14 protein-coding genes are annotated in these 16,822 nt (G+C 52.8%); 12 read left to right on the top strand and 2 right to left on the bottom strand.

The annotated features are described in order from the left end of the window. Positions 1-296: 296 nt before the first annotated feature. Positions 297-1,172, top strand: coding sequence for a lipopolysaccharide assembly protein LapB (locus B7989_RS12895; RefSeq protein WP_233144428.1), 876 nt, complete (start codon positions 297-299; stop codon positions 1,170-1,172). A 132-nt stretch (positions 1,173-1,304) separates the two neighbouring features. Next, a complete protein-coding gene (locus B7989_RS12890) occupies positions 1,305-2,003 on the top strand; it encodes an NYN domain-containing protein (protein WP_088628879.1) in 699 nt (232 codons plus the stop codon). A 50-nt stretch (positions 2,004-2,053) separates the two neighbouring features. On the opposite strand, the gene B7989_RS12885 is transcribed toward B7989_RS12890, so the two are convergent. Then, positions 2,054-2,971 (bottom strand): hypothetical protein, encoded by a 918-nt coding sequence (locus B7989_RS12885; protein WP_088628878.1) that lies wholly within the window; start codon positions 2,969-2,971, stop codon positions 2,054-2,056. A gap of 117 nt (positions 2,972-3,088) precedes the next feature. On the opposite strand from B7989_RS12885, the gene B7989_RS12880 reads away from it, so the two are divergent. The 7 genes from B7989_RS12880 (at position 3,089) to B7989_RS12850 (ending at position 11,469) form a co-directional block, all read left to right on the top strand. After that, positions 3,089-4,276: an ABC transporter substrate-binding protein gene (locus B7989_RS12880; RefSeq protein ID WP_088628877.1), complete on the top strand. Its 1,188-nt coding sequence runs from the start codon at positions 3,089-3,091 to the stop codon at positions 4,274-4,276. Positions 4,277-4,279: 3 nt separating this feature from the next. Next, on the top strand, positions 4,280-5,077 hold the full coding sequence (locus B7989_RS12875; protein ID WP_088628876.1) for a Crp/Fnr family transcriptional regulator: 798 nt from the start codon (positions 4,280-4,282) through the stop codon (positions 5,075-5,077). 36 nt (positions 5,078-5,113) lie between these two features. Then, a complete protein-coding gene (purM, locus tag B7989_RS12870) occupies positions 5,114-6,139 on the top strand; it encodes a phosphoribosylformylglycinamidine cyclo-ligase (RefSeq protein ID WP_072799985.1) in 1,026 nt (341 codons plus the stop codon). A 260-nt stretch (positions 6,140-6,399) separates the two neighbouring features. Then, on the top strand, positions 6,400-8,001 hold the full coding sequence (locus B7989_RS12865) for a glycosyl hydrolase family 5 (protein WP_233144427.1): 1,602 nt from the start codon (positions 6,400-6,402) through the stop codon (positions 7,999-8,001). A 19-nt stretch (positions 8,002-8,020) separates the two neighbouring features. Then, positions 8,021-9,697 carry a glycosyl hydrolase family 5 gene (locus B7989_RS12860; protein WP_233144426.1) on the top strand — a complete coding sequence of 559 codons (1,677 nt, stop codon included), beginning with the start codon at positions 8,021-8,023 and terminating at the stop codon, positions 9,695-9,697. Positions 9,698-9,790: 93 nt separating this feature from the next. Beyond that, positions 9,791-10,498: a hypothetical protein gene (locus B7989_RS12855; RefSeq protein WP_144265075.1), complete on the top strand. Its 708-nt coding sequence runs from the start codon at positions 9,791-9,793 to the stop codon at positions 10,496-10,498. Between the two features lie 26 nt (positions 10,499-10,524). After that, positions 10,525-11,469 carry a PorV/PorQ family protein gene (locus B7989_RS12850; RefSeq protein ID WP_088628874.1) on the top strand — a complete coding sequence of 315 codons (945 nt, stop codon included), beginning with the start codon at positions 10,525-10,527 and terminating at the stop codon, positions 11,467-11,469. Between the two features lie 39 nt (positions 11,470-11,508). On the opposite strand, the gene B7989_RS12845 is transcribed toward B7989_RS12850, so the two are convergent. After that, positions 11,509-12,405: a sigma 54-interacting transcriptional regulator gene (locus B7989_RS12845; protein ID WP_088628873.1), complete on the bottom strand. Its 897-nt coding sequence runs from the start codon at positions 12,403-12,405 to the stop codon at positions 11,509-11,511. 331 nt (positions 12,406-12,736) lie between these two features. On the opposite strand from B7989_RS12845, the gene B7989_RS12840 reads away from it, so the two are divergent. The 3 genes from B7989_RS12840 to B7989_RS12830 all read left to right on the top strand — a co-directional run bounded on the left by B7989_RS12840 (position 12,737) and on the right by B7989_RS12830 (position 16,822). Then, on the top strand, positions 12,737-14,059 hold the full coding sequence (locus B7989_RS12840) for an aspartate kinase (protein ID WP_088628924.1): 1,323 nt from the start codon (positions 12,737-12,739) through the stop codon (positions 14,057-14,059). A gap of 100 nt (positions 14,060-14,159) precedes the next feature. Beyond that, on the top strand, positions 14,160-16,232 hold the full coding sequence (locus B7989_RS12835; protein ID WP_088628872.1) for an FISUMP domain-containing protein: 2,073 nt from the start codon (positions 14,160-14,162) through the stop codon (positions 16,230-16,232). Beyond that, positions 16,229-16,822, top strand: coding sequence for a fibrobacter succinogenes major paralogous domain-containing protein (locus B7989_RS12830; protein WP_233144425.1), 594 nt, complete (start codon positions 16,229-16,231; stop codon positions 16,820-16,822). Before B7989_RS12835 ends, B7989_RS12830 begins: the two co-directional genes overlap by 4 nt.

Raw genomic sequence — 16,822 nt, 5'->3', positions numbered from 1 at the left:
TGCCTATCAACAGGTTAGATTGCCCGTTTTGATCCCCTTTGACCCTCGGGATTGCCCCTTTTCGACATATTCCAATTTGGAATAAAAAATAAGGAAAATAAGTTTTGGGAATTCGCCGAAAACTGATTTTTCCTTGTGGATAAATCGTGAATTAGTGTTTTTTATCAATAGTTTATCAACACATTTTGGGCGGTTCATGGGTTGCCATATTTTCTAAATTTGCACCGATGCGATTCTTGAAGACGATATTTTGTGCCCTTTTTGCACTGGCTGCCTTTTGTTTTGCGGAGGAACCTTTGACGCTTTCGCTCCCCCAGGGACAGGCGGAACTCTGGTCCAAGGCGACTTCGGCGACCATGACGCTGCGCTATGGCGATGCCCTGGAGCTTGCCAAGAAGCTGCGTGCCGAAAACGAGGGCGCGGGCTGCGTGCTCGAAAACATCGTGCGCATCAGCATTTACGACGACAAGGGCGACACGGCCGCTCTCCAGAAGGCGGGCAAGTATTTGGAAAGCTGCAAGACCGCTGGCCTCTGGGATGCCTTGCGCCGTTTTGAGATGGGTTTCGTGCAGGGCGAGACGGGGCATTCGGTCAAAGGGGCAATGACCACGCGCTCTGCGGCTAAGGCATTCGAAGATTCCAAGGAACTCGAAGCTCGCGCCTTCTTTGCCATTTACGCCTATTACATTGACAAGAGCTTTAGCTGGGTGCCCTTCAAGTCGGACAACCGCGATCTTTATTTGGCCACTCTCGACAGCGCCTCGCAAAAGTCCGAGCGCTTTTGGCCGCTGTTCCTGACGCCGCTCATCTGGATGCATTACGACAAGGAAGACTTTTCGACGGGCCTGAGTCTTGCCGAACGCGGGCTCAAGCGCGCGCCGAATCACCCCGTCATGCTGCAGATCAAGGCCGACATGCTTTACCGCCTCAAGAAATATGACGAGGCCGCGGGCATTTACGAGCGCAGCGCCGCCGACTATCTGAAGCGCACGGGCAAGAGCATTCGCTACTGGTGCTCGGCGTTGAATTTGATTCGCATCTACAGCGACAAGGGCGACAAGGAAAAAGCCGAAGCCTGGCGCAAGACGTTGGACGACCCGAAGTTCAAGGAACTCAAGGACTGGATGCCGGGCTCGCTCATGGACGATCTGAAGAAGCGTAAATTGCTCTAAGGTTGTGTCGACGCAAGTGTATCGCGCAAAATGCCACGCGATAGTTTGTATAGAAAATTTAACATCTGAAATTGGTATTAGGTACCCCAAAAAAAGCGTGTTAGTAAGAGGCACGTCTTTTATGGAGGTATTATGCCGCAACCGCTCCGCATAGGATTTTTCCTGGATGGCTTTACCCTGAAAAAGGTGAACGATTATTACCGCAACGTTCACCGTTTCCATTCGAGCCTGGACTTCAGGAGTTTAAGGCTCTGGGTCGAATCGCAGGCGATACGCTACTTCGAGGGCGGCAAGTACCGCGAGTTGCAAATGGAGTCGCACTATTACCACCCGTACCGCGACCCGCATGTGTTCGCGCGCGACCGTGAGGGCGTGTTCAGGCTGGAGCAGACCTTGATGGATGCCGGTTACAGCGTGCATTTTAATAACCCCGCGGAGAGCGGTTGCGTGGGCCCGAACATGTTGCTCATGGAAGATGCGCTGCTGTTTGCCATGTACCGCAAGCTCGATGCCGTGGTGCTTTTATCTACACAGGGCGAGTACGCGCCACTCCCCGACAGGTTGCGGTTGCTTGGGGTTCCTACACTGGTGCTGGGTTGGGAATTCATTTACCCGAAGGCGAAATACATGGTCCGCTGGAAAACGGATTCGTGCTTGAGGCGCACCTGCGCCCATTACGTGGCCATGGAAAAAATTCTGGATTCCAATCCGAACGGCGATGCCCCCTGCGGGTTTTTCTTCAAGCGCGAGCACGCGTTCAGCAAAGGGCGTAATCCTCGACCGAAGGTGGCGGTGGGGCGCGATCCTCACGCGCCTCGCCGCCTTAATTAAATACAAAAAAGCCCCGCTTTGTGCGGGGCGATTTTAGCAAAAAGCCTTTATTACAATTTATCCGCTTGTTTCTTTTCCCATTGAGAAAGGAAGTACCACGTCAGGCGAAGACCGAGGTAGTAGGTATCGCCGACGTTGTCCGTGCCGTTCGGGACTGCGCCGTACTGAATGGTAAAGCCTTCGACGTCGAGGTCGTTATAGCGGATGAAACGGTAACCGATGTAGCCGCCCAGAGCCAAACGACCGAGTTCGATGCGGAGTTCAAGTTCGGAGTTGACCGTCGTTGCGAACGTGCTGTAGAAACGGTCGCGGACGGTTTCCACGTGGTCTTCGTTGCCCTTTTCGTAATGGTCGAAGTGGGAGGCGAAGTGGAAGTTGATGAGGTTGAAACCGAAGCCGATTGCCGGAATCAGGTTGATCGGCGCATTTTCGCCGAAGAGCTTCCATGCGAACATCCAGTCGGCGCCGTAAGCGAACCATTCGACGTCGTAAAGCGGGAAATAATCGTCTGTGACGGCGTATGAACCTTCGGGCAGTGCGGTTGCGGGAATATCTGCGGTATACCAGTCGGCCTTGCGTTCGGACACCTGGGAGGGCATGAAGTTGAAGTCGATCCAGGTCATGAACTGCTTGTACTGGGCACCTACGTTTACGTGGAGTCCCAGGTACCAGTCATCGAACTTGTCGTATCTGAATGCGCCGTACGAAGTCGTTTGGACTGTATCGACATTGCCTGTGCTATCGGGGACGGCGTACTTGACGCGGTGACCGAAGTTCTGGAAGGCCGTATTGTTCACGTAGCGCTGGAATTCCTTGCGCATGCCGCGGTAGTCGGCGCCAATAGAAATGAACCCACGGACGTGGTCCTTTTCGTAAAACCCTTCTTCTTCTTCGGCAAACGAGCCGGTTGCGAGGGTGAGCAAGCTGAGAGCAACAATGCTCAAAAAAGAGGCTATCTTTGTTTTCATAAAAGATTCCATTGCTAATATCTAGGCTATAAAATACATTATGTTTAGGAAAATTGCATCGGAAATTTTCATAAGACGTTAAAAATCAACGATTTACGTGCTTTTTTAGGAGCTAGGATGTTGAATTTTTGTGGAAAAATGGTCGCAAGCGCTGCCTTCGGGCTTTTTATGGCATTTTCGGCCTTTGGGCTGTCGGGCTGCAAAAACGAGGCCGAAGGCGGCGGGAAAACGGCCGATTGTGGCGAACTTCCGTCGCTGGAATTTAGCGAAAACCTGAAAATCGGCAAGCTTTGCGGCGAAGATTACGCCGAAATCCGCTCGATCGTGGGCCGCGATACCTTGATCAAGCGATTCAAGCTGGGCGAGCCGCTTAAGCGCGTGGTGGCGCTTTCGTCGTCGCAGGTGGGCTACATGCTGCGCCTCGGGCTGCGCGACCGCATCGTGGCGGTGGGCGAGGGGCGCTACCTGGTCGATAGCGTTCTTTATGCGCGCGTCGCCGCGGGCGAAGTGGCCGAGGTCGGTAACGGGCCTACGCTTTCGCTCGAGAAGCTGATGGCGACAAAGCCCGACCTGGTGTTCGACTTTGCGACTGGCGGCGGCATGGACGACTACGAGCGCATTGGCGCCATCGGGCTTTCGCTGATGCTTACGTCGGAATGGCAGGAACGGAGCCCGCTCGCGAAGGCCGAGTGGATCAAGCTGTTCGGGCGCCTGTTCGGTGTCGAGGCGCTTGCGGATTCGATTTTTGAACAAAGTAAGAAAGATTATTTAGACGTCAGAGATGGATTGCTTCGCGATGTTCGCAATGACGTTGCTGATTCTCTGCCAGCTGCCGACTACCATCTGCCAACTAATTCTTGCCCTCGCGTTCTTGTAGGTATGAGCTACGGCGGCGTATGGCATGCGCCGGGCGGCAACAGCTTTACTGCGCGTCTCATCAAGGATGCGGGCGGTTGCTACCTGTGGGCCGCGGACACGAATCAAGATCTGCAGTTCAGCCTCGAGGAAATCTTGCAGGTGGCGGACAGCGCCGACGTGTGGGTGAATCCGGGAATGTTCGCGACTGTTGATGACTTGCTGATGGCCGAACCCCGCGTCAAGTTCATCAAGGCGTTCAAGGAAAAACGCGTGTACCAGAACGACGCGGTCAAGGGCGCCGGCGGCGGGAACGATTTCTTCGAGTCTGCAGTCGCGTACCCTGCCGAAATTCTTACGAATTTGCGTCTATGTATACAAAACTCTACAAATGGGGCTGATTCTACCCGAAAGGGTTTTGACTGGTACCATAATATTTTTATCTTTTAGACCATGAAGACTCATACTGGTATTGGTGACTGGATTGCAGCCAACTATGAACTTGGGACACCTTTTTTGCAGCAGGTGCCCAGGGACTGTGCAGACTATTTGCTCTTGAATGCGCAGATCCGCGAGTACGAGCCGGGGGAAATCATTATCAACGGTGGTTCGGTCGGGGATTCGTTCTGCGTGTTGCAGAGCGGTCGCGCTTTTATTTGTGGCGAACTTTTGGCCGACGGCCACTACAATACGCTTGCCCAGCTCGAAATGGGCGCGTGCTTTGGCGAAATGTCCATCATTTGTAACGAACCCACGAGCAATACGGTGGTTGCAGGCGAAGATGGCGCTACGGTGCTCCATATTCCCAGCGACGAGTTCGTGAAGTTTTTGGACAAGAACCCGAACATCATGGTGTACCTTTACAAGGTGGTCGCCGACCGCCTGCGTGCAAAGAACAAGGCATTCGACGAATTCGAAAGACTTTCGCTCCTTGCTTCTGCAAAGGTGCTCCCCTTTATCGATTTTGCGCAAACTCTGGAAAAGAGCCGCGTTACGGGAACGGTCATGTTCGAATGCAATGGCGAAAAGGGCTTTATCGCATTCCAGGACGGCCGAATCTGCTGTGCCAAGTGTGGCAAACTGGCAGGCCCAGACGCTCTCGAAAAAATGCTCTCCTGGGGCGACGAGACGTTGTTCAAGCTCGACACCCACCTGATGCCTGACATCGTGAACATCAACCAGATGTCCGACACCACGAGCCTGATTCTGGATGCGCTCAGAAATATTGATGAAAAACAAAATGCCCGTTAAGGGCGAAAAGATGCCCGCTAGGGCAAAGGATAAAAGATGAACTACGCAGACGCAGGAGTGTCCTTGGCACGTGCCGACGAAGCAATGGTCGGTGTCAAGAAATCCGTACGTACTACATTCAACCAGGGCGTTTTGGGCGACGTGGGTAACTTCGGCGGCCTCTTTACGCTGAACCACCTCGGCATGAAGGATCCCGTGCTCGTGAGCTCCGTGGACGGCGTGGGCACCAAGCTCAAGGTCGACATCGAAATGGGTACGCACGAACTTCCGGGTCAGGATATCGTGAACCACTGCTGCGACGACATTCTGGTGCAGGGCGCACGTCCGCTGTTCTTCTTGGACTACGTGGCTACCGGCCGTTTGGAACCGGGTGTCATGGACAAGCTCGTTGCCGGTATGGCCAAGGCTTGTCGCGAAAACGACCTCGTGTTGATCGGCGGTGAAACTGCTGAAATGCCGGGCTTCTACGGTCCGGGCGACTACGATATTTCCGGCACCATCGTGGGTGTCGTGGAACGCGAAAACATCATCGATGGCAAGAAGATCAAGCCGGGTACCATCATTCTCGGTCTGCCTTCTACCGGTCTTCATACCAATGGTTATTCCTTGGCCCGTAAGGTGCTCTTCGACGTGGCCGGCTACAAGGTCGACACCATGGTCGACGGCATGGACAAGTCCATCGGCGAAGCTCTCGCCGTGCCGCACCGCAGCTACTATCCGAGCCTCATCGATCTTTGCAACAAGAAGATTATTCAGGGCCTCGCACACATCACGGGTTCTGGCTACCAGGGCAACATTCCGCGTATCTTGCCGGACGATGTCGACGTGATTATCGACCGCACCACGTGGGATCCTCCGATGATCTTCAAGCTCATCCAGCAGGCCGGCTCTGTCGAAAAGGACGAAATGTACTCTACCTTCAACATGGGTATGGGCATGCTCATCTTCATCGACCCGGCTGACAAGGCCGAAGTCACCGCTCACCTTGAAGCCAAGGGCGAAAAGTGGGTGCAGATCGGCGAAGTCGTGAAGGGCACCAAGCAGGTGAAGTTCCGCGACTAATCCTCTCGTAACAAGAGAATTTAAAAGGCTTGCATTCGCTGCAAGTCTTTTTTTTGCGGTATGCGACTATGAAGGGCAGGTTAAAATACAACCTGCTCGGAATAGTCGTCAAAGCCCCGAGTAATTTTGCGTGACGCAGTTCTCATATTTCGGGGCTTTGTGCACATTTCGGGAACATATAATGATTTAGTAATTTGATTTTGCTTTGAAAATCGGGCAACAGAATTTATTTTTAGAATTGAAAAACAATAAGAGGATGTATGAAACGTAAATTATTCAAGTCCATGATTGCGGCCGGTGCGGTCGCCATGATTTGCGCTTGCGGCGACGATTCCGCTTCGAGCAATCCTGCAACCCCGATTGCCGATAACGGCTGCGCGAAGGCTGTCGTAACTGCCGATGCATGGCTTTTGAACAACTGGGTCATTTATGCCGACGGTAACGTGACCGATCTTGCCGGCAATGCAATTGGCTACTTTGATGCCGGTATCGTGATGGATTTGAACGGCGCTCCTCTTGCGCAGAATGTCAACTTGGCCGACCTTACCATGTGCCCGGCAAATGCGGCTGTTGACCCGCAAACGGGCGTCATCGAAAAGTTTAGTTCTTCGTCTGTGACGACCGATCCGACAAACCCGACATCTTCTGCAGGCGTCACGGACCCGACCGATCCGACGAACCCGACGTCTTCTGCGGGCGTTACGGACCCGACCGATCCGACGGATCCGACATCTTCTGCAGGTGTCACGGATCCGACCGACCCGACTTCTAGCGCAGGCACCGAACCTGTAGAAACCAGCTCCAGCAGCGTGGAACCTGTCAAGCCGAGCGGCAACCCCGAAGAAGACATCAAGAAGTATCCTGTTGCATCTTATAAGAACCTCCTGGCGGCAGGCACGACCCAAAAGGGATGGAACTCTCGCTATTGGGATTCCTGCAAGCCCCACTGCAGTTGGATGGATAATGTGGATACCTCCAGTCAGGCCGCGTATGCAGCTGCGGGTTACACGGTAAGGAACTGCAACATCCATGACGTTGAAATTCCCACGTTCACATTGAGCAAGGGCCTGGAGCGTTATTGGTGGGGCATGGAAGGTGTGCCCAGCTCCTGTGAAGTTGGCGCTGGCGGTTCCTTCACTTGTACCGATATGGCTCCCATTAAGGTGAACGATACTTTGTCCTATGGCTTTGTGGCTGGCCCCAGCAACCAGGGTTGCGGTAAGTGCTATCACTTGCAGTATGATGGCAGCACCAGCAATATGGGAAATGGTGGCCCGGATGTAAAGGACACGCACTTAGCACTTAAGGGCAAGCATATGATCGTCATGGCTTCCAATATCGGTCATGATGTTGATGCTAGTAGCACCCAGTTCGACCTGCTTGTTCCTGGTGGTGGTGTTGGTATCTTTAACGCACTCTCTACGCAGATTGGCAAGTCTCCGGAAGACCTCGGTAGCAACAATGGTGGTGTCTTGAGCTATTGCATGCAGAAACTGGGTTACTGGCAAGTGACCAAGGAACAATACCAGGAATGTGTGATTGAAAAGTGCGAGGCCGTATTTGACTCCACTGTATGGCCTCACCTGAATCGTGGTTGCAAGTGGCTTGCCACATTCTTCGAGGCCGCGGACAATCCTTCCTTTGTTTGGGAAGAAGTGGAATGCCCCCAGTATTTGGTGGATAAGTACCGTACGACTCTCAGCCTGGAACTTGAAACCAATGTCCTTTACTCTGACAAGTGGGACAACTATAAAGGGGATGGACAATTCATTACCACGGATGCCTGCTCCAGAACTCCCGATGCACAGGGACAATACTGCGACCCGGATCAGCTAGCTGCTGACAAGGCCAAGTCTTACTAGTCGCCCCGTAAGAGGTTTTATGAATCGTAAACTGTTTAAGTCCATGCTTGCTGCAGGCGCGGTTGCCATGATTTGCGCTTGCGGTGACGATTCCAGCAATTCGTCGCAGCCGAGCCCGGGCAATGGTACGGATCTTTCGAGTAATTCCGCCCAGACGCCTGGCGATTCCAATAAGAACAACGCGAACGACCCCTGTGCAAAATACAAGGTGGTTGCTCCGGGTTGGATCGAAGATATCGGTGGTGGCGATTACTTGGTCATTGACCAGGCAACCTCTGGAACGGATCGAGGCATTGTCTATGATTCCGACGGAAAAGTTTCTTCTTACTACTACTACGAAGAAGAGAAGAACGGATTCAAAATCGGACATGTCTACGAAATTATCAACGGAGAGAAGGATATCTGGATTGACATGAACATGGCTGTAAAGCAGTTCTGTCAGGCCAATACCGCTGCAGACGGCACTCCGCTTTCTTCGGCAACTGACAATGGTCAGAATCCGACTTCTAGCGCGGGCGTTACCGATCCGACTAACCCGACATCTTCTGCGGGCATTACCGATCCGACGTCGAGTGCGGGCGCTGACCCTGTTGCAAGCAGCGGCTCCGTGAATACGGATCCGGAACTGGGCCCCGACGGGTTCCCGACTCTTGAATCTTACGGTGCGCCTCCGGCCGAATACACCAAGGACATTAGCGCTACGGCAAAACGTGGCTGGAACACTCGCTACTGGGACGCCTGTAAGCCGCATTGTTCCTGGCTTAAGGAAAGCTCTAACGATAAAACCCGTGCAGATACTTCTTCCAACGAGGCGTTCCTTGCCGACTTTGGCACTGCGCGTAACTGCAACATCCACGATGTCGAAGTTCCCACCTTTACCTTGGGTGACGTAACGAAGTCCTGGTTCGGTTACAACGGGACCAGAAGCGCTTGCGGTGACGAAAAGGAAAAGGGCGTGTTCACCTGCACCGACATGGCGCCGATTGCCGTGAACGACACTCTTGCCTATGCATACGTTGCAGGCACTGCCGATAGCAAGTGCGGCAAGTGCTATCACTTGCAGTATGATGGTCACTTTAAGGATGAGTTCGAGATGAACCCGCCCAAGGCGACTCATAAGGCACTTAAGGGTAAGCATCTGGTGGTGATGGCCTCTAACATCGGTATGGATGTGGCAGGCGGTAATCCGGATCTTCCGGCAGGTCAGTTTGACTTGATGGTTCCGGGCGGTGGCGTGGGCGCCTTTGACGCTCTCTCTACTCAGGTGAACAAGGGCAGCGACTTTAACTGGGGCGCAGGCTTTGGCGGATTCTTGACCGAATGCCAGAAAAACGTCAACTGCGGTACCGAAGGTTCCTTGGAATGTTATCAGACTTGTGTCAAGGATATGTGCGACGCCGCTTTTGCTGATGCCGGCCTCCCGAATCTCTTGCGCGGTTGCCACTGGTTTGCCGACTGGTACATGGCAGCAGACAATCCGACTTACTACATCGAAGAAGTGGAATGCCCGCAGTACTTGATTGACCATTACATGAGCCGATACAACACCTCGCTGGAAAACAACTATAAGAAGGTGACGGACTGGTCCACTTTCAAGGAAGGCGACGTGCTCGATACGCTCCATTGCTGGAAGGCGGGCGAGGCTCCTCCGGAAGACGGTTGGGTCAACCCGAGCGCCGGTTGCGATGTGCAATAAGCCGGAAACAACGTGATTTGAATAGTCCTGCGATGTTTTCGCGGGACTATTTTTTTACTTTACACAAGATTGTTAATTTGTTAGATTTGGGTGGTGATAAAATCCCTGATAAAAGTATTGTTCCTTGTCTTGATTCCGTGTGCGGTGTATGCGCAGGTGTTGCCTGCTGCAAAAGATACCAGTGACCGTCATATAATGGCGTATGAGTTTGGTTCGCCTTTGGTTTTACTTGGCGTGGGTTGGGACTATACGCTGGATGGCAAGAAGGCCTCTATTGATGAAATCGAACCTTTGTTTGATGGCGAAGAGTGGTACGATTCCTATCGCTTTAAAGGCAAGTTCTGGAAATATTCTGGCATATCGATGGTGACGCTTGAACTGCTTTCTTTGATTACCGGAAGCTTAAGTGCGTCGCAGAAAGGCGGAAAGTACGTTTTGGTAAGTAGCGCTGCCATGGCCCCGCTTTTATGGCTGTCATTCTTTGAATATTACGAAGTGCAGAACATGAAGGTGGATAGCTATAACGTGGGCCGTGATATTCAAGAGGCCTTGATGGAGCGCGAAAAGGCTAAATCGCAATTGCAGACGAGCAAGAAGATGAATGCAGCGGGAGTATTTTTGGCGGTCGCCTCAGCAGCCTTGATTGCGACGGGTGGTGTAGCCATGGTGAATGACAAGAATTATGGCCATTTTCTGATGATGGGAGGCATTGTTGCCATTCCGTTTGGGGCTACAATGATGGCTGTGTCTCATGCGAGCTATAGTTCTGCAGTGAATCGCTATAACCGGCTAGAAGAATAAATCCGAAATTTTGTATCTTATAGGGCATGAATAAGAAGATCCTCGCTATAAGTCTTGTTGCATGTTCCCTTGTGTTTGCCGGGGAGCATTGGAACGTAGATGCGGGCGGGGTATCGATGAAGTTCCTTTCGATGCATGCGTCGGCTAGGACTGCCGGCCTTTCGGGCGCGGGTGTTGCCGATGCGGCGAATGCTTCTGAAATTTCGCGTAACCCGCTGGCTATGTCCGCGGTTCAAGAGGCCGAGGCGGGCATTAACCATGTCATTTTCCCGGAAATGACGGCCGACGATTTTACGACGGCGTATTTGGCGCTCCCGTTCGAATTCTGGAAATTCCCGCTCACGGCGTCGGCAGGTTTTGAATTCTTGGGTTACGATGGCATCGAGGGCCGCGACGAAGAAGGTTTCAAGACGTCGGAATACGGTGCCTACGCCTGGTCGCTCTCGGCGGGCCTCGGTAACCGCAGCAAGGTTTTTAACTGGGCAACGTCGGCGCGTTTGAGTGTGCAGACGATTGATGACGAATCGGCGATTGCGTTCCTTGGCGATGTGGGTGGCGCCTACCATGTGAATGAATACTTTGCCTTTGGCGCGACCCTTACGAACTTTGGCTACATGAGCGACTACGACGGCGAAGATGAAACTGCCCCGATGGCATTGCAGGCAGGCATTACGGGCATTTTGCCGATTGCAAAGTTCTTTGACTTGCAGAGCAATTGGAACTTGCATGTGTCTGCCGACGCTTACCGCCGCGCCGATATGCAGGACCCCGAATGGCGATTCGGTGGCGAACTGACTTACGCTGACTTGCTCGCGTTCCGTATGGGCTACGCGGCGCGCCCCGATACCGAAGACGGTATCAGTGCCGGCCTTGGCGTTGCTATCGGTATGGCGCATTTCGATTACGCCTACAGCCCCAAAAAAGCGTTTGATGGTGGCTACCACTACTTGACGCTTGGCATTCGATTCTAGTTAATCACTAAGTTCTAAGTTCTGCCAACTAAGTTCTTTTTAGCTCTGGTGTTTCTTAATATGGTAATTTAGGCAGCCGCGGCTGATACCTAGTTTTTGTGCGGTGATGCTCCTGTTGCCGCTGTTCTTGGAAAGTTCTGAACAAATTAATTTCCATTCGGGCGTTTCGGTGATGCGCCTGGATTTGATGTTATAAAGCCTGCTTGGCTCGGCAATGTTGCTTGATGTCGGGTCGAAGAATTCTTCGTCGAGTAGCTTGGGCAGGGTGATATCGTAGGGCTTTAAAAGCGAATAGCGCTGCAGTACGTTCTTGAGCTGGCGTACGTTCCCGGGCCATTTGCGTTTTGAAAGCGATGCAATCTCGTTTGCATTAAGCGGATTGTGATCGGCGATTTCTTTCCAGATTTCTTGGGCGATGGCCGCGAAGTCTTCGCGTTCGCGGAGTGGCGGGATTTTTACGGGAAACACGTTCAGTCTGAAGTAAAGGTCTTCGCGGAACCGGCCTGCATGCACTTCGGCGCGTAAGTCTCGGTTGGTGGCGCAGACCAGCCGAAAGTCTACCGGCAGGGGGTCGCAACTGCCGAGCGGCATGACGGCGCGCTCCTGCAGTATACGCAACAGCTTGCACTGGGTTTCGAACGGCATCTCGCCGATTTCATCCAAGAAAAGTGTGCCGTGGTCCGCCGAGCGCACCACTCCCAGGCGCTCCTCGGAGGCGCCGGTGAAAGCCCCCTTGCGGTGGCCTTCCAGAATGCTTTCGGTGAGTCCCTTGGCAATCGCCCCGCAATTGAGGGCGATAAAGGGCCCGCCCGCCCGCTTGCTGTGAGCGTGGACAAAGCGGGCGGCGACTTCTTTGCCGCTGCCCGATTCCCCAAGCAGTAGCACCGAGATGTCGGAGCTTGCCGCAATACGTAACATGGATTCGTGTCTGTTCATAGAGCCTCTATACTATACACGCTTTTTTCGAGGCTCTGAATACCAAAAGTGCGAATAATTTACAATTGCGGGCGTTTTTTTACATGCGATGGGGCGTTGCGGGTGCTCCCGCAGAGGGGGTAGGTGGCAACAACGTGCCACCGAGGGGGGAGGCCTCCCCCCTTGAAACAAAGGGGCAATTTTTTTATCTTTCCCCCGCGCGGTGGATTTCCTACCGCAGACATAGACAAATAAACCAAGTGGCTGGCCAGATGGGTAGGCTTGGGCACGACGGTCGCGAGGAAAGCGATTGCGCTCGAAGCTGAGAGGTTTGGTGGCCCAAAAGGAAAAAATGAGTCAAAGAATCGTATGTAAGTTCGGTGGCAGCTCTGTCGCCGATGCAGGCCAGTTCAAGAAGATCAAGGCCATCGTTGAATCCGACAAGAACCGTAAGGTCATCGTCGTTTCCGCCCCCGGCAAGCGCAATCCTAAGGAAACCAAGCTTACCGACCTCCTCTACAGCACCTACGACCTCGCTAGCAAGGGTCTCGACTTTTCGACCCCGTGGAACCTGATCCGCCAGCGCTACGACGAAATCTGCAAGGACCTGGGCCTCGGCGACAAGCTTTCCGAAGATCTCGACAGCCTCGAAGACAAGCTCAAGAACCATCCTGAAACCATCAGCACCGACTTCTTGGTGAGCCGCGGCGAATTCCTTTGCGCCCGTCTCATGGCCAAGTACCTGGGTGCAAACTTCGTGGACACCTTCCCGCTGATCACCTTCGACGACAAGTATCGCATTACGCCGAAGACTTACGAAGACATCGCGAAGACCTTGTCCGACGAAAACCAGCTTTACGTGCTGCCGGGCTTCTATGGTAGCAACCTCCGTGGCGAAGTCAAGACCTTCAGCCGTGGCGGCTCCGACATCACGGGCGCTATCCTTGCCAACGGCATCGATGCTGCCAAGTACGAAAACTGGACCGACGTTTCGGGCATGCTCATGGCTGACCCGCGCATCGTCGAAAATCCGCTGCCGATCGAATACGTGAGCTACCGCGAAATCCGTGAACTCGCTTACTCCGGCGCTTCTGTGCTCCACGACGAATCCATCGCTCCGTGCCGCGCCAAGAAGATTCCTATCAACATCCGCAACACGAACCGCCCGCAGGATCCGGGTACCATCATCGGCCCCACTCCGGAAGAAGCAAAGCTCCCGATTACGGGTGTTGCCGGCCGTAAGGGCTTCTCGATGATCTACATCGAAAAGTCCATGATGAACAAGGAAGTCGGTTTCGGCCGCCGCGTGCTCGCCGTGCTCGAAAGCGAAGGCCTCTCCTACGAACTGTGCCCGAGCGCTATCGACTCCATGAGCATCGTGGTAGATAGCAAGGCTCTCGACGCCGTGCAGGACGTGGTTCTCGAAGACATCACGCAGCAGATGCGCCCCGACCGTATCAAGGTGTTCCCGGGTATCGCACTCATCGCTACCGTGGGTCACGGCATGACGAACAAGATCGGTGTGGCTGCAAAGCTCTTCACGGCTCTCGCAGACAACAAGGTGAACGTCCGCATTATTGACCAGGGTTCTTCGCAGATCAACATCATCACCGGTGTTGACGAAGCCGATACCGAGAAGGCTATCAAGGCCATCTACGGCGCCTTCGTAAAATAAAAATGGCGGGGTGAACCCCGCGAACCATTGCCGCCCCCGACTTAACAGTCGGGGGTGTTTTGTTATATTGTAATACAAACTAATAGTGTTAGGGGGAAATATGAAATTTCATTCCATTTTACTCGATTGCATGTTAGCCATTGCATTTTGTGTTGGCTTGTGCGCATGCGGAGACGACAACAGCTCCAGCGCACCGGAGGAATCGAGCAGCAGCGAAGCCGAGTCAAGTAGCAGTGAGCCGGTTTACGAGACACGCTGTAGTGTGCCGCCCGTGTTGAACTTGGTTTGGCCCTTGAACGATTCCTATATCGCGGATCTTGATTTTGATTTTACGGCAAGCGTCAATACCATTAGCTGTGACAAGGAAGTCGAGGTTGATTCGGCGACCTTGTATTACGATGAAGCCGCTAAAAGTAAATACAAAATGATCGGCGCTACTGAATCGTACAAGAAAGTCGGCTCGGTTAAAGTGAAGGTGGTGCAGGATACGGCTAATTCGCGTAAATGGCACCTGAGCTACAATCTGACAGAACTGGATAAAAAGTCTAAACTGGTAGATGGCTATTACAAGGTAGTGCTGGAATTTTACGGCAAGTCTTACGATGTCGTGTTTTTGCTGATTCGCAGGTTTGACGATCTTGTTTGGGATTTTGACATGACCGAAGAACACAAGAACGTAGAGATACTGTGCGAAGGTTGCCGTTTTGAAGAGCATATCTACAAGATGATAATGACGGACTCTAAGGGCGATACTGTAAGGCAATTCTACAAGCCCGATAGGTTTACGCCGTTGCTTTCGTATTCCATGGATTCGCTTTGGAACGTGTTGCCTGAAGGCCGGTACTCCTTGCGCTTTATGGCGGTTTCCGGTATTGTGGCGCCTGATACGAGCATGTACCTGAAATTGCTGAGGAACGATACGGAAGACAGTACGACGGATCAAAAATTGGCTTGGGCCTTCGATGAAAACCTGAATGTTCGAAAGGGGCTTCTTGGAGCAGTCAGCGATACGTCTTTCGTGATTGGCCGCAATGCCCCTGCAATTGCGAACATGCCGAAGGATTATGCGGCCTCGATTTATAGGGCCAGCGACAAATACATGACCCAGTTCAAGGTGTCTTTCGACTTGGTGCAGCCCGTGTACGGTGCAGAAAGGTTTGCGAAGGTTTATCTGGAAGCCGCCGAATATGATTCGGATGAATACAAGACGATTTATTCTGATTCTGTCGTCTTGAAAAACGATACGACCAATTACCTGCTGAATACATTGGATACGACTCTTATTGACCTTCGCTTGGGCGATACGGATTATTATCAGATTCGCGTGAAGGTGGAAGATGAATACCAGAATGTCAATATCGTAGAATTGACGAAGCTGTATATCGGAAGGGATTCCGTTTCGGATTACACGTTGTCTGATCTCTTTGTGCCTGCAAAGATTCCTTCCAAAAAGTATGATTGTTCAAAGTACGATTGCCAATATGTGGGTCTGTTGAATCCGGATGTGGAATACGGCGAACTGCTTGACGAGCGCGACAATCACGTGTACCGCACCTTGAAATTGGGTAACCAGGTTTGGATGGCGCAGAACCTGAACTACGCCGCCGATTCCAGCTACTGCCTATACAACGATTCCGCAAATTGCGCTGTGCACGGAAGACTTTATCCGTGGCATGTGGCGGTTGGCAAGACCTTGGAAGAATGCCCCCAGGATTCTTCGGAATGTGACTTGTCGGCAGATTACATTGACGACAAGAAACATGTGAGGGGAATTTGCCCCGCAGGGTACCACGTGCCGACGGATTCGGACTATGTTGAACTGGGACGCTACCTTAGCCGCGAATATAAAAGGGATACGACCGACAAGGTGTTCCATGTAGCGACGTATCTTTTGAGCCCGCACAAGTGGTATGTAATGAATGAAAACAGGGCTATCGCTCGCAGGATTTTTACGAATGAGTCTGGATTTACCATGTTGCCCTCTGGCGGCGCGGAGCGTGATGATGCTGGTTCGTGGGAGTTTTCTGTGGAACGTTGGGGCGCTCACTATTGGACGTCTTCAAGAGATTTGAGATATATGTCTTGCTGGGAAGGTTGGGGAATTTATGACTATGTAAGTCTTGGCCTTTGTCCGTTGTATGGAATGTTTAGCCTTAGGTGCATGAAGGAATGATGCGCTTGATAACAAGATTTTCGCTGTTTTCCGTTCTCGCGGCAATTATTCTGGCGGCCTGCTCCGAATCGTTTACCGATCCGCGCGACGGCAAGTCGTATGCGATTGTGCAAATCGGTTCGCAGACCTGGATGGCCGAGAATATGGATTACGAAGTCCAGGGAAGCGCATGCCCCGAAGGTGACGACCGAAAATGCTCCAAGTACGGACGGCTCTACACATGGGACATGGCCCGCACCGTGTGCCCCGAAGGCTGGCACTTGCCCGACAGCGCTGACTTTGAAAAACTGATTGCAAGTGTTGGCGGCGCAGAGGTTGCCGGCTATGCGCTCAAATCGACAAGCGGCTGGTTTAAGAAAGGGAACGGCTCGGACGATTACGGCTTTAATGCTTTGCCCGCAGGCTACCGCCTCGCCGGAAATGGTACGCGCGGCAAGTTCGACGGCATCGGCGGCTATGCGCATATCTGGAGCGCCGTTGAAACCCCTGATGGCCTCGCTTATTACATGCTATTAGATTTCAGCATCAAGGCCGCCAAGCTCAGCGCCTTCGGCAAAGACGAAGCGCGGTCTGTTAGGTGCGTGAAGTGA

The organism is Fibrobacter sp. UWB5 (genome assembly GCF_002210295.1).
GTDB lineage: Bacteria > Fibrobacterota > Fibrobacteria > Fibrobacterales > Fibrobacteraceae > Fibrobacter.
The sequence above is the reverse complement of the archived record's forward strand: the minus strand, read 5'-3'. Positions and strand labels throughout refer to the sequence as shown.

Bases quoted from the DNA above. Each gene is read 5' to 3' on its own strand.
- B7989_RS12890 (WP_088628879.1), top strand. From the start codon at position 1,305: ATGCCGCAACCGCTCCGCATAGGATTTTTCCTGGATGGCTTTACCCTG.
- B7989_RS12885 (WP_088628878.1), bottom strand. From the start codon at position 2,971: ATGAAAACAAAGATAGCCTCTTTTTTGAGCATTGTTGCTCTCAGCTTG.
- B7989_RS12880 (WP_088628877.1), top strand. From the start codon at position 3,089: ATGTTGAATTTTTGTGGAAAAATGGTCGCAAGCGCTGCCTTCGGGCTT.
- B7989_RS12875 (WP_088628876.1), top strand. From the start codon at position 4,280: ATGAAGACTCATACTGGTATTGGTGACTGGATTGCAGCCAACTATGAA.
- purM (WP_072799985.1), top strand. From the start codon at position 5,114: ATGAACTACGCAGACGCAGGAGTGTCCTTGGCACGTGCCGACGAAGCA.
- B7989_RS12865 (WP_233144427.1), top strand. From the start codon at position 6,400: ATGAAACGTAAATTATTCAAGTCCATGATTGCGGCCGGTGCGGTCGCC.
- B7989_RS12860 (WP_233144426.1), top strand. From the start codon at position 8,021: ATGAATCGTAAACTGTTTAAGTCCATGCTTGCTGCAGGCGCGGTTGCC.
- B7989_RS12850 (WP_088628874.1), top strand. From the start codon at position 10,525: ATGAATAAGAAGATCCTCGCTATAAGTCTTGTTGCATGTTCCCTTGTG.
- B7989_RS12845 (WP_088628873.1), bottom strand. From the start codon at position 12,405: ATGAACAGACACGAATCCATGTTACGTATTGCGGCAAGCTCCGACATC.
- B7989_RS12840 (WP_088628924.1), top strand. From the start codon at position 12,737: ATGAGTCAAAGAATCGTATGTAAGTTCGGTGGCAGCTCTGTCGCCGAT.
- B7989_RS12835 (WP_088628872.1), top strand. From the start codon at position 14,160: ATGAAATTTCATTCCATTTTACTCGATTGCATGTTAGCCATTGCATTT.
- B7989_RS12830 (WP_233144425.1), top strand. From the start codon at position 16,229: ATGATGCGCTTGATAACAAGATTTTCGCTGTTTTCCGTTCTCGCGGCA.